The sequence below is a fragment of the Bacillus cereus group sp. BfR-BA-01408 genome (genome assembly GCF_022663305.1).
In the GTDB taxonomy this organism is placed as follows: Bacteria; Bacillota; Bacilli; order Bacillales; family Bacillaceae_G; genus Bacillus_A; species Bacillus_A pacificus.
This window is the reverse complement of sequence record NZ_JAKUFF010000057.1, coordinates 19,662-31,028: the sequence shown is the minus strand read 5'-3', so window position 1 is coordinate 31,028 and position 11,367 is coordinate 19,662. Positions and strand designations below refer to the sequence as shown.

Sequence of the window (11,367 nt, the reverse complement as noted above, 5' to 3'; positions counted from 1 at the left end):
CATCCAAGTAAAAATGATGTTCCATATATAATAATGGGAAAAACATTAAAAACAAAAGTGAATTGATAATTATTTTGTTCGCAAAGGTTATTATCTTGTAATAATAAAGGGGAAAGCAAAAATGACAACAATATTTATAGAAAAAGCTACAATTTTAGATGCAGAAAAGTTAACAGAAATAATGACAAGAACATTTGATGAAGAAGAAAAACGATGGTTATGTGGTCAAGGTGATGTTATTGACTATAACATCCAACCACCAGGGTATTCTTCAGTAGAAATGATGAGATATTCAATCGAAGAATTGGATTGTTACAAAGTGATAATGGATGGAAAAATAATCGGGGGAATTATAGTTACGATCTCAGGTAAATCATATGGCCGAATTGATCGTATTTTTGTAGAGCCTGTTTATCAAGGAAAAGGAATTGGGTCATATGTAATTAAATTAATAGAAGAGGAATATCCGAGCATAAGGATTTGGGATCTCGAAACATCTAGTAGACAACTTAATAATCATCATTTTTATAAAAAGATGGGCTATGAAACTATTTTTAAGTCTGAAGATGAGTATTGTTATGTAAAAAGAATCACTGTAGAGTCAGCTGAAGAGAACCTAATAAAAAATAAAGATATGAAAAATAGCCAATACGAAAACTGTAATCTAGCAAATACAGAGTATTATCAAGTGAATTTAAAAAACAGTTCCTTTGTTGGTAGCAATATGATGAATATGAAGATGAGTAATTGTAATGTGAGACAATCAAATTTTAGAAATATAAATTTTAGAAATTCTTCATATGCAGATTTAAATCTTTCTGGTAGTAAATTTAATTTTGTGACTTTAGGTGGAGTTCAATTTAAAGATACAAGTCTCGGAGAAGATAAAGATCCTATTTCATTTAATAGATGTGATTTAGAAGGTAGTACGATAAGTAATAGTAATCTAAAAAATATGGACATAGAAAATTGTGATATAACCGGTATGAAAATAAATGGTATTCCAATTGAAAAACTGCTTGCGTTATATAATAAAGTAAAAAGTTAACCGTAATGTAGATAAGTTGCTCGCGAATCTAATGTTATACTGAAATAATTATGTAAAAATAATATAAAGAAATAAAGAAGAGAAGGGGTTTCATGCAGGAGGATAGAAATATGTATTGTTATGAATATGGAGGGAAGAAAATATGACGATCAAAGTAAGAGCGGTAGAAATACAAGATGCTAGAGCGATTCACCGTATATGCATACAAGATGACGTTTTACCTTATATGGTTTTCTTACCTAGCATGCGTGTAGATGCGATGGAAAATAGAATTCGAAATTTAGCTTCAAATCAATTTGAATTTGTTGCAGAGTATGATGGGGAAGTTGTAGGATTTGTTGGATTAACCCAAAGTCCAGGACGTAGATCTCATTCGGGTGACTTGTTTATCGGGGTGGATAGTGAATATCATAATAAAGGCATTGGAAAAGCTCTTCTTACAAAACTGCTTGATTTGGCTGATAATTGGTTAATGCTAGAGAGAGTAGAACTAGGTGTTTTAGAAACGAATCCGAAAGCGAAATCTTTATATGAAAAATTCGGATTTGTAGAAGAGGGAGTAAAGATAGGGAATTTGAAAGCTCACGGAAAGTTTATTAATGAAATTATGATGAGTCGTTTTAGACCTGACGGTTTAATCGTACATAATGCATAGTGAAAGCATGACAGTATAATGTCATGCTTTTTTGAAAAATTCTTTGTTATAGTATATTGTTTTTATATTTGTAAGATTTTACATACGTGTTTTACTTTTACTAATTATGTAAATAGGCTATACTAAAATACATACATTTTAGTATTGGAGAGAGAAGTAAAACGACATGGAATTAGTGAAATTGGAAAAAGTAATTGAAATAAAGAAAGAAGAACTTTTATATTTAGTATCAGATTACGGAATTCAACATGAAAAAGTATTGGCATTAAGTCAAGAAATAGACAAATTAATTAATTACTTTATGTTTTTAAAATAGGAAGAACTATGACATGATGTGAAAATGTTATAGTTCTTTTTTATTTGGAAATTCAGATGTATATTCTATATACTAATAATAGATGGAATATTCTGTTTTGTTGGAGGGGAATATATGATATTACATACACACATTTCAGGTGAAGGAGAACCAATTATACTTTTACACTCTGGTGGTATGACAGGTTTAGTAGAATATGAAGAGCAGGTAGCATTTTTTCGAGAACAAAATTATCAAGTCATTCGCCCTGATTTAAGAGGGCATGGAAGATCAGGAGGAGCATTGGAGGATTATTTCATACGTTCTGCAAAGGATTTATATGATACGTTAGAGCATCTACAAATTGATAGATGTCATATAGCTGGTGTTTCACTAGGAGGATTAGTCGCTTTATTATTTGCAAAAAAGTATCCAGAGAAAGTGAGAACATTAACTTTTTCAGGTATATTTCCGGTTAAGAGGGATAATTGGGAAGAGTCTCTGGAGTATGAAGCGAAGTGTCACCAGCAATTGATGGGAAATGAAGAAGTCGTAACTTATATGAATCAAATTCATGAAAAAAGTGATTGGAAAACATTGCTTGAATCGTGGCAAGTTAAAGATTGGTATCCTTTCGATGAAACTGGTGATGTAGCGAATCTTCAAATACCTACACTTTGTATTGTTGGGGGAGATTCAGAAGATGAAGTTACAGCTGCAACAACGTTCAAACAATTAAACAAAAATATTCATATTGCCGTTATTCCGTTTGCTGGTCATTTAGTGCATAATGATCAACCAAAAATTTATTCGAATATATTGTCTAATTTCTTACAGAACGCGCAAGTTGCTAGTCGAATATAAGGACTTTTGGGTATAATAATAAAGGAATTATTAATTGTATCGGTTAGGAGCGCAATACATATGAAAACAGTTGTTGTCATCGGTGGAGGTATAACAGGACTTTCTACTATGTTTTATTTAGAAAAATTAAAAAAGGATTATAATATAGATTTAAATTTAATCCTTGTAGAAAAAGAAGAGTACTTAGGTGGGAAAATCCATAGTGTAGAAGAAAAGGATTTTATTATGGAATCCGGAGCAGATTCTATCGTTGCTCGTAATGAACATGTCATGCCGCTTATAAAGGATTTAAATTTAGAAGAAGAAATGGTGTATAACGAAACGGGTATTTCTTACATATATTCTGATAATACTTTACATCCAATTCCTTCTGATACTATATTTGGGATACCGATGAGTGTCCAGTCGTTGTTTAGCAGTACGCTAGTATCAACGAAAGGGAAAATTGTTGCTTTAAAAGATTTCATAACGAAAAATAAAGAGTTTACGAAGGATACTTCTCTTGCTGTATTTTTAGAAAGCTTTTTAGGGAAAGAGTTAGTAGAAAGACAAATTGCTCCGGTGCTTTCAGGTGTATATTCCGGAAAATTGAATGAGCTTACTATGGCGTCTACACTACCGTATTTACTGGATTATAAAAATAAATATGGAAGTATTATTAAAGGTTTTGAAGAGAATAAAAAACAGTTTCAATCAGCAGGAAATAAAAAGTTCGTATCATTTAAAGGTGGATTATCTACGATTATTGATCGTTTAGAAGAAGTGCTGACTGAGACGGTTGTTAAGAAGGGTGTTGTAACGACAGCTGTAAGTAAACAAGGTAATCGCTATGAAGTCTCCTTTGCAAATCAAGAATCAATCCAAGCTGATTATGTTGTTTTAGCAGCTCCGCATGATATCGCAGAAACTTTATTACAGTCTAATGAGTTAAACGAGCAGTTTCATACATTTAAAAATTCATCACTTATAAGTATTTACTTAGGATTTGATATACTAGATGAACAATTACCAGCGGACGGCACAGGATTTATCGTAACAGAAAACAGTGATTTACATTGTGATGCTTGTACATGGACAAGTCGGAAGTGGAAACATACATCTGGAAACCAAAAGCTATTAGTGAGAATGTTTTATAAGAGCACTAACCCAGTATATGAAACGATTAAAAATTATAATGAAGAAGAACTAGTACGAGTCGCTTTATATGATATTGAAAAAAGTCTCAGAATTAAAGGTGAACCAGAAGTAGTTGAAGTGACAAAATGGAAAGATTTAATGCCGAAATATCATTTAGAACATAATCAAGCAGTTCAAACATTACAAGAAAAAATGAAGGATCTATATCTTAATGTATACTTAGCGGGTGCCTCATATTACGGTGTCGGCATTGGTGCGTGTATTGGAAATGGAAAGAACACTGCAAATAAGATAATTGCAACATTAAATGAACCGACAAATTAATATAGCATATATAAATAAAATGTCCCTCCGTTATATTGGAGGGACATTTTATTTATTTTACTTGAATTGAGATCTTTTGATTCGTTTTATGATTCTCAGTAATCGTTAATGTTATGTTACCGGATTCTTTAAATGAATATGATGAGAGTTGATAAAGCTCTTTTATACCATGTTTCTCTTTTAATTTATTGGCAGGAATTAATGTAATGTTCGGTTTCCATGTTTCCTGTTTACCAGAAGGATAGTTTACTATTATTTCTGGATTATTTAATTGCATTTGTTTCCAAGAGGCAAAATGTAGCTTAACTTCTGTATCTTTTTTTAGTAATTCTTCTGAGAAATATCCAAGCTCTCCAACATTACCGAAAACAGTAAAGTTTTGATTTTGAAGTGTGATATCTAAATGTTTAGGTTGATATGTTGCTGCGTGATAGATTCCATATGAAAGAGAAAGAGTAGCGGCGATTAAAATGCTGATTGAAAATGTTTTAAAGCTATTGCCTTTAAAACTAGTCATCATGAATGAGTTTGGGGCGAACTTTTTCGCAAATAAAAATATGAGTAATATGAGTAAGAGGGATAAGCTGATGAATATATACAAAGGAAATTTACACCTCCACAATAAAATAATGTATCAACTATATTTTACCATAAATGTATGGGGTAGGGTGTTGTTTTAGAAGGGAAAAGTGAGTATGGAATAAAGAGATGGTCAGTTTACTATGATCATCTCTTTATTTTTTCTCATCATGTGAAAGCAAGAAGGGTTACTCTTAGTTCGTATTGAATTAAGAGGGTAGGCTACTCTTGAAATATTTGATTAATGAGACATTGAGGACTTTCCTAATTATAAATATGTTTTCTGCTATAATGAATAAGTAGAAAGAAAGGAGTGATCCTATGGCATTTCCTATATTAGAAACAGAACGTTTGCGTTTAGTTGAAATAGAACAATCTTATTGTCAAAAAATATTTGAAATCTTTTCATTGGATGAGGTAACGTGTTTTTACGGTATGAATTCTTTTACGGAGTTTGGACAAGCTTCACGTATGATTGAATCTTTTTCAAAAAATTATTTTGAGAAAAAGGCAATACGATGGGGGATTGTATTAAAAGAAACAAATGCTTTAATAGGTACAATTGGATTAAATAATTTACAATTATGGAGTAAACGATCTGAAATTGGATATGACTTACATCCTCGTTATTGGGGGAATGGTTATGCGTCAGAAGCAGCCAGGGAAATTATTCATTATGGATTTCAAGATTTAGGCTTATTTAGAATTGGTGCTATTACATACCCTGAAAATGTTACTTCTTGTAAAATGTTATCTAAAATAGGCTTTCATAAAGAAGGGTTATTACGTGGATATATTCATCAAGGAAATAAGCAACATGATGCACTATTGTATTCTATAGTTCGAACGGATGTTGAAGTTATAAATTTATAATAAAAAACCCCTCTTAAATAAGAGGGGTTAAGCTAAAAATTAACCTAACTTAGGTAATAAACGTTCTCCGCTTTTCATGCTACTTTTACATAAAGGGCATTTAGGCTCTTCTTCAAATGAAAAGTTCTTTCTCATCCATCCTAAACAATCCTCTGCTTCACATTCCCAGACAGGGGTTTGTTCTGGTGGTACTTCTGCTACATCGTTCTTTCGATTGCGATACATGTAACCACTCCTTTTATGTAAAAAATTTTAGTTATATATTAAAAAGGTTGTTAACCGTGCTGGTAACAACCTTTTTATTGTTTGAATTATAGCTTTACAACGTTTTTAGCTTGAGGTCCACGGTTACCGTCTTCAACTTCGAAGCTAACTTCTTGACCTTCGTCAAGAGATTTGAAGCCGTCGCCAGTGATAGCTGAGAAGTGAACGAATACGTCGTTGCCACCTTCAACTTCGATGAAACCGAAACCTTTTTCGCTGTTAAACCATTTTACTTTACCTGTTAATGTCATGGTAATGCCTCCTAAAAATTAAAAAGATTACAATATGTTCGGCCTTATTTGAATGAAAAATAAAATTTCACATATTATCAAAAACCCATAAGGAATATAAAATGTTCCTGATTGATACTTGATAATATGCAAAGAAAATATACTGTTAAATTGACCTTAATTACTATCTTACAACAAATGGTGGGAAATAGCAAGTGCTGGTAATACCAGTGTGAAATAGGATGGTAAAAGACACAAAAACATCTCTTTTATTTATATATTATTCCTAATTTTGGTTTATGCAAAATCATGTAAAAAATGGAGTGAAATATTATTAATAGGTCACTTGTGGTAAAATATGGTTGTTAACTGATGGGAATTAAATATTAATAAAGGAAAAGGAGGAAAGAGAGTGAAAAATAATTCATTTAAAATAATTGAAGCAGCAAAAACAGGGAGAAAAAAAGTCCATCCAATCTTTGCTGTAATATTAGCCATTATATTTTTGACTTTAGGTGAAATATTTATGTTGTTTATGTTATTTTTACCGAAAGTTGAAACAACATTCATGAAAGGGATTTATGATAATATTAGAATGCTGTTAACATTTGGAGGAGCTATACTCATTTTATTTATATGGATTCGTTTTGTAGAAAAAAGGCCATTTTCATCCATTGGTTTTTGGAAAGAGAAATGGATGAGAAAGTATTTAAAAGGTGCGTTAATAGGGTTTGTATTTATTTCAATACCAGTTATTTTGCTGTTACTAATGGGAAGTGTAAAATTACAAGTACAACATATTACCTCAACAGTAATAGTAGGTATATTAGGATCCTTAATTGCATTTTTAATACAAGGGGCAACTGAAGAAATTATTGTGCGAGGTTGGTTATTCCCGGTTCTTTCTATTAGAAGTCGTATATGGGTTGGAATAATTGTTACTTCTTTTTTATTTGGATTTCTTCATCTCCTTAATCCGGGAATTACAATATTATCTATATCGAATATAATATTAGTTGGAGTATACGCAGCTTTATACGTATTGAAAGAAGATGGTCTATGGGGAATATGTGCATGGCACTCAATTTGGAATTGGGCACAATATAATGTATATGGTTTCGCCGTTAGTGGTACAAATGTATATTCCACTCCGATTTTTAAGTCTATAACAAATGGACCAGAAATATTGCATGGAGGCACATTTGGTATTGAAGGTAGTATCATTACAACAATAATGCTCTCTATCGCTTCAATTGTTCTATGGAAACAGTTATGGGGGAGAAAAGCGAAACAACGAAATCTAAGTTAATGAAAGAGGGAGAAACTATGGGGATTATAGCGTTTGAGGGAGCGAGCGCGGTTGGTAAGAGTACCACATGTCGTGAGTTAGAAAAGAATTATGGAGCTTATATTATACCTGAAGTGAATTTTTTATTTGAAAGACCAAAAAATGAACATAGAACATGGTATTTTGAAAAACAAGTAGAGCGCTGGAAAATAGCAATGCAGAAGTCAGAGCAATATAAATTAATAATACTTGATGGAGACATTTATCAGCCGCTTAGTTATAATTGGTGTTTCCATTTTGAAATATTTGATCAGCCATTATCTTTAATAGAAGACTTTTATAAGGAAAAGCTGGTTAATAGGGAAATTGGTTTTCCTGATCAATATTTTTATTTATATACAAATGATGAAGAACTTAGAAAACGGAAAGAATCTGACGAGACTAAAAGAAGAAGAAACTTTGAAAAACATTTATATATATCAAAATCGTTTCAACGTTATTATGAAAATTTAAATAACGTTACAGACGGGTACTGTAAAATAATTGAAGCGAAAAGTGTGAAAACGAATGAACTAGAAATTGTAAATAACTTAAACAGTTTACATGTGTGTGAAGAGAGTCGTTTTGATGTTTCGAGATTAGATGCGATTACGAAGTGGTTAAAAGAAAATCGCGCATAAAAAGAACGAGTACCTTATAAGGTACTCGTTCTTTTTACGCATATTGAATATGTAAGTTCGTTTCATAAATTGTTTTTAAAATTTGTAAGTTTGCTTGTTCATTTTTATGGATAGCATTTTTATATTTAGGTAAGAAAAGTTGAGAAGGATAAACTGGGAGTTCACCGCAAATATCAATACCATAAATAGATTTATTCATAATTAGAGAATGAATAAATTGTAAAAGTCTAGATAATTTCATGTGTCCTTGATCCCAATTGGTAATAGTAACTTTTGGATCTAAAACATCTTTATCAATGCTTACATATATTGTTTCTGTATGAATATGTGAAAGTATTGTATGTATGGATACTTCATGTGATATATCAATTGGAAAAATTTCTACGTATGGACAATCATTAGAATGAATTGTTAGAGAAGAAGGTCCAATAATGATTACCTTCTTTAAATTATCATTATTTTGAAGAGAAAATGATACCCAAGATCCACAGGAAATAAGAGTCTGTTCATTCGCTCCCTTTAAGTTCATATCAGTATGATGATCAAATAGTATAAGGGTAAAAGGCTTGTCCATTTCTTCTAATAGTAAATGAGATACATAATGATAATTTCCAGAACCTATAAAAGTAATTCCTTTATTCTTTCTACGACTTAATGCTCTTTTTATATGCATTAAAGAAGTGTTTTCGCAATATAGATTTGAGTGTTCTAAATGAGTAAAATCAATATCTTCATGTGAATAAGAATGTAGTTTATTTTGTAATAAATACGTATCATCAAAGTTTAAAAAAGTTAAACCGTTATGCAATAAACTCATATTTATTCATCTCCTTTATATGTAGGCTAGCACATATTTTTATAAAATTAAAATGAAATGCTTAGAGGTGAAGTTGCATTTGAAAAAGATGGTATTTTTGACGGAATAATCTTTCAATTCATAAAGAAAAGGAATACAATATAAGGAAATATGTAGCAAATGGAAATGATACTGGGAATTAAATTGAGACAAAAAGAAAGTTGAGATTAACTATCGGCAGATGCTATGTTGATTCGAAAAAATAGCCAATATTTCGAATCATTATTCATGAAAGGAGAATAAAGATAAGTATGAAAAAGATTATTATTTCAGACCTTGATGGGACTTTATTAAGAAGTGATAAAACAATTTCAGAGAAATCTATTAATATTCTAAGGGAATGTAAAAATAATGGAGACGAATTGATTTTTGCTACAGCAAGGCCGCCAAGAGCTATAAAACAATATATTCCCAACGTGTTAAAGAGTGAGATTATCATTTGTTATAACGGGGCTTTAGTTCTTAAAGGTAATGATATTTTATATGAAATGAAGATTTCTAAAAATGACATTTTAGAAATCATAGAAATTGCAATAAAGTATAATCTTCATCAGATTTGTCTTGAAATAGATGATAAGTTGTATTCCAATTTTGATGTTACTGATTATTTTGGTAATGTACCGTTTGAAATTATTGATGTAAGAGATTTAAACTTTGAAAAAGCTTCTAAAGCAATTATTTGTACTAAAGGTTCAATAAACAAGGAATTTATTAAAGAATTGCCTGATGAATGCAGGGGAGTCATTACAGATGACGGAACGTTGTGTCAAATTATGCATGCAGAAGTTTCAAAATGGAATAGTATTCAATATGTTCTACAGCACTTAAATCGAGACGTATCTGAAGTTATTGCCTTTGGAGATGACTACAATGATATGGAAATGATAGAGAAATGTGGGATTGGTGTAGCGATGAGTAACGCTGTTGAGGAATTAAGGGCAGTCGCTAAATATATTGCTAAAAGTAACGATGAAGATGGAGTTGCTACATTTTTAGAAAGTAAAAGTTATGTTTATGTTAACTAGTATGAAAAAAATTGTAGTAAGCAGCGAAAAAAAGAGATGCTGCATCTGTTTTTGATAAATAGATATTATGAATGAGATATGCGGGAGGAAACAAGCAAGATGAAAACATTCTTTAAAATAATTGGAATTATAGCTGGCATGGCGGTAATCGGAGTAGGTTTAACATATGGTATGCTGTATTATTTGAATAATAGTAAACCAGCTGCGAAAAAGGCATCACCAGCTGCTCCGGCAGCAGAAGTGCTGGCTGATAGTAATGTAAAAGCTGAAGATGCAAAGCTTTTAGAAAATGGCAATCATTCATTACCGAATAGCGGTTTTAATAAAAATTTTAAATGGACAGATGAAAACATACAGACAGCATTACATGAAATGGCACATCAAAAAACGAAGGCTGATCAAAAATGGGGTTATATTTTTATTACACAAGAACGAATTGAAAGTTTGCTTGATATTGTAAAAAGTAATGATCTAGTACAAGGAACTACATATGCAGACATTTTAGAGAGATGGAAACAAGGACAATATGAAAAGATGGATGAGGATCATAATAAGATTTGGAAATTACAAAGCGGGAATTTAGGAGAAGGAAAAGGAGTAATGTCAGAAGCGGAACAAAAAGAGTTAATTAATCAAGTGTTTATGCAAAAAGGTACATATTCAGGTAGTAAATTAATTGCAGGTGGAGAACAGACTAATAAATAAGAAGTATGTTGATTTTGAAACACCTTTGTTGTTATGCATACAAAGGTGTTTTTGTTGACACAAGAAATAAATGGGAATATGATTCATATATGAAATAAATTAGAGGGGCTTACATATGAATAACAGAGAGCTTTACGGTAATATTCGTGATGTTTATCATTTACTCCAAAAAAATCTAGATAAGGCAATCGAACAGTATGATATAAGTTACGTACAATTTGGAGTGATTCAAGTACTCGCAAAATCTGGGAAAGTATCTATGTCAAAGTTAATTGAAAACATGGGATGTGTTCCAAGTAATATGACAACAATGATTCAACGGATGAAGCGTGATGGTTACGTAATGACAGAGAAGAACCCGAATGACCAACGTGAAACGCTCGTTTATTTAACTAAAAAAGGTGAAGAGACGAAAAAGCAAGTCGATGTGCAATATAGTGATTTTTTAAAAGAGAATTGTGGTTGTTTTACGAAAGAAGAAGAAGGGATTTTAGAGGATTTATTATTAAAGTGGAAGAAGCACTTGAATTAAATATAGTAAAAA

The 11,367-nt window shown here is 31.3% G+C and carries 15 protein-coding genes; 11 read left to right on the top strand and 4 right to left on the bottom strand.

Translation table 11 applies throughout. The features are described from left to right. Positions 1 to 121 precede the first annotated feature (121 nt). The 5 genes from MR083_RS19840 to MR083_RS19820 all read left to right on the top strand — a co-directional run bounded on the left by MR083_RS19840 (position 122) and on the right by MR083_RS19820 (position 4,323). The gene (locus MR083_RS19840) at positions 122 to 1,048 is read left to right on the top strand and encodes a GNAT family N-acetyltransferase (protein ID WP_000207432.1); all 927 of its coding nucleotides are present in this window, start codon (positions 122 to 124) and stop codon (positions 1,046 to 1,048) included. A 142-nt stretch (positions 1,049 to 1,190) separates the two neighbouring features. Next, positions 1,191 to 1,703: a GNAT family N-acetyltransferase gene (locus MR083_RS19835; RefSeq protein WP_208734796.1), complete on the top strand. Its 513-nt coding sequence runs from the start codon at positions 1,191 to 1,193 to the stop codon at positions 1,701 to 1,703. 166 nt (positions 1,704 to 1,869) lie between these two features. After that, positions 1,870 to 2,019, top strand: a complete 150-nt coding sequence (locus tag MR083_RS19830) for an aspartyl-phosphate phosphatase Spo0E family protein (protein WP_000424361.1) — start codon at positions 1,870 to 1,872, stop codon at positions 2,017 to 2,019. A 114-nt stretch (positions 2,020 to 2,133) separates the two neighbouring features. Further along, positions 2,134 to 2,862 (top strand): alpha/beta fold hydrolase, encoded by a 729-nt coding sequence (locus MR083_RS19825; protein WP_000600635.1) that lies wholly within the window; start codon positions 2,134 to 2,136, stop codon positions 2,860 to 2,862. A gap of 60 nt (positions 2,863 to 2,922) precedes the next feature. Further along, entirely contained in the window at positions 2,923 to 4,323 is a 1,401-nt protein-coding gene (locus MR083_RS19820) for a protoporphyrinogen oxidase (RefSeq protein WP_242269741.1), read from the top strand. A 52-nt stretch (positions 4,324 to 4,375) separates the two neighbouring features. On the opposite strand, the gene MR083_RS19815 is transcribed toward MR083_RS19820, so the two are convergent. Further along, a complete protein-coding gene (locus MR083_RS19815) occupies positions 4,376 to 4,924 on the bottom strand; it encodes a hypothetical protein (RefSeq protein ID WP_046646963.1) in 549 nt (182 codons plus the stop codon). A gap of 299 nt (positions 4,925 to 5,223) precedes the next feature. Here MR083_RS19815 and MR083_RS19810 point away from each other — a divergent pair, with 299 nt between their 5' ends. Then, a complete protein-coding gene (locus MR083_RS19810; RefSeq protein ID WP_000885372.1) occupies positions 5,224 to 5,775 on the top strand; it encodes a GNAT family N-acetyltransferase in 552 nt (183 codons plus the stop codon). A 39-nt stretch (positions 5,776 to 5,814) separates the two neighbouring features. Here MR083_RS19810 and MR083_RS19805 read toward each other — a convergent pair whose 3' ends face one another. Together MR083_RS19805 and cspD are read right to left on the bottom strand one after the other, a co-directional pair. After that, positions 5,815 to 6,000 carry a cold-shock protein gene (locus MR083_RS19805; protein WP_000286198.1) on the bottom strand — a complete coding sequence of 62 codons (186 nt, stop codon included), beginning with the start codon at positions 5,998 to 6,000 and terminating at the stop codon, positions 5,815 to 5,817. Positions 6,001 to 6,086: 86 nt separating this feature from the next. Further along, entirely contained in the window at positions 6,087 to 6,290 is a 204-nt protein-coding gene (cspD, locus tag MR083_RS19800) for a cold-shock protein CspD (protein WP_000176368.1), read from the bottom strand. A gap of 391 nt (positions 6,291 to 6,681) precedes the next feature. Between cspD and MR083_RS19795 the strand changes: the two genes are divergently transcribed. Together MR083_RS19795 and MR083_RS19790 are read left to right on the top strand one after the other, a co-directional pair. Continuing rightward, the gene (locus MR083_RS19795) at positions 6,682 to 7,578 is read left to right on the top strand and encodes a CPBP family intramembrane glutamic endopeptidase (protein ID WP_046646966.1); all 897 of its coding nucleotides are present in this window, start codon (positions 6,682 to 6,684) and stop codon (positions 7,576 to 7,578) included. Then, positions 7,578 to 8,237 carry a nucleoside/nucleotide kinase family protein gene (locus MR083_RS19790; RefSeq protein ID WP_000657881.1) on the top strand — a complete coding sequence of 220 codons (660 nt, stop codon included), beginning with the start codon at positions 7,578 to 7,580 and terminating at the stop codon, positions 8,235 to 8,237. Before MR083_RS19795 ends, MR083_RS19790 begins: the two co-directional genes overlap by 1 nt. A gap of 34 nt (positions 8,238 to 8,271) precedes the next feature. Here the strand turns inward: MR083_RS19790 and MR083_RS19785 are convergent, their stop codons facing one another. Then, positions 8,272 to 9,054, bottom strand: coding sequence for an arginase family protein (locus MR083_RS19785; RefSeq protein WP_000054642.1), 783 nt, complete (start codon positions 9,052 to 9,054; stop codon positions 8,272 to 8,274). Between the two features lie 290 nt (positions 9,055 to 9,344). Here MR083_RS19785 and MR083_RS19780 point away from each other — a divergent pair, with 290 nt between their 5' ends. The 3 genes from MR083_RS19780 to MR083_RS19770 all read left to right on the top strand — a co-directional run bounded on the left by MR083_RS19780 (position 9,345) and on the right by MR083_RS19770 (position 11,355). Next, entirely contained in the window at positions 9,345 to 10,118 is a 774-nt protein-coding gene (locus tag MR083_RS19780; RefSeq protein ID WP_000720251.1) for a Cof-type HAD-IIB family hydrolase, read from the top strand. Between the two features lie 99 nt (positions 10,119 to 10,217). Next, positions 10,218 to 10,823, top strand: a complete 606-nt coding sequence (locus MR083_RS19775; RefSeq protein ID WP_000846579.1) for a PRK06770 family protein — start codon at positions 10,218 to 10,220, stop codon at positions 10,821 to 10,823. Between the two features lie 115 nt (positions 10,824 to 10,938). Next, positions 10,939 to 11,355, top strand: a complete 417-nt coding sequence (locus tag MR083_RS19770; RefSeq protein WP_001065033.1) for a MarR family winged helix-turn-helix transcriptional regulator — start codon at positions 10,939 to 10,941, stop codon at positions 11,353 to 11,355. Positions 11,356 to 11,367: the final 12 nt, after the last annotated feature.

What these genes read in the sequence shown, in the direction of transcription:
- MR083_RS19775 (WP_000846579.1), top strand. Translation starts at nt 10,218, where the DNA reads ATGAAAACATTCTTTAAAATAATTGGAATTATAGCTGGCATGGCGGTA.
- MR083_RS19770 (WP_001065033.1), top strand. Translation starts at nt 10,939, where the DNA reads ATGAATAACAGAGAGCTTTACGGTAATATTCGTGATGTTTATCATTTA.
- MR083_RS19805 (WP_000286198.1), bottom strand. Translation starts at nt 6,000, where the DNA reads ATGTATCGCAATCGAAAGAACGATGTAGCAGAAGTACCACCAGAACAA.
- MR083_RS19790 (WP_000657881.1), top strand. Translation starts at nt 7,578, where the DNA reads ATGAAAGAGGGAGAAACTATGGGGATTATAGCGTTTGAGGGAGCGAGC.
- MR083_RS19840 (WP_000207432.1), top strand. Translation starts at nt 122, where the DNA reads ATGACAACAATATTTATAGAAAAAGCTACAATTTTAGATGCAGAAAAG.
- MR083_RS19780 (WP_000720251.1), top strand. Translation starts at nt 9,345, where the DNA reads ATGAAAAAGATTATTATTTCAGACCTTGATGGGACTTTATTAAGAAGT.
- MR083_RS19785 (WP_000054642.1), bottom strand. Translation starts at nt 9,054, where the DNA reads ATGAGTTTATTGCATAACGGTTTAACTTTTTTAAACTTTGATGATACG.
- MR083_RS19810 (WP_000885372.1), top strand. Translation starts at nt 5,224, where the DNA reads ATGGCATTTCCTATATTAGAAACAGAACGTTTGCGTTTAGTTGAAATA.
- MR083_RS19830 (WP_000424361.1), top strand. Translation starts at nt 1,870, where the DNA reads ATGGAATTAGTGAAATTGGAAAAAGTAATTGAAATAAAGAAAGAAGAA.
- MR083_RS19835 (WP_208734796.1), top strand. Translation starts at nt 1,191, where the DNA reads ATGACGATCAAAGTAAGAGCGGTAGAAATACAAGATGCTAGAGCGATT.
- MR083_RS19825 (WP_000600635.1), top strand. Translation starts at nt 2,134, where the DNA reads ATGATATTACATACACACATTTCAGGTGAAGGAGAACCAATTATACTT.
- cspD (WP_000176368.1), bottom strand. Translation starts at nt 6,290, where the DNA reads ATGACATTAACAGGTAAAGTAAAATGGTTTAACAGCGAAAAAGGTTTC.
- MR083_RS19820 (WP_242269741.1), top strand. Translation starts at nt 2,923, where the DNA reads ATGAAAACAGTTGTTGTCATCGGTGGAGGTATAACAGGACTTTCTACT.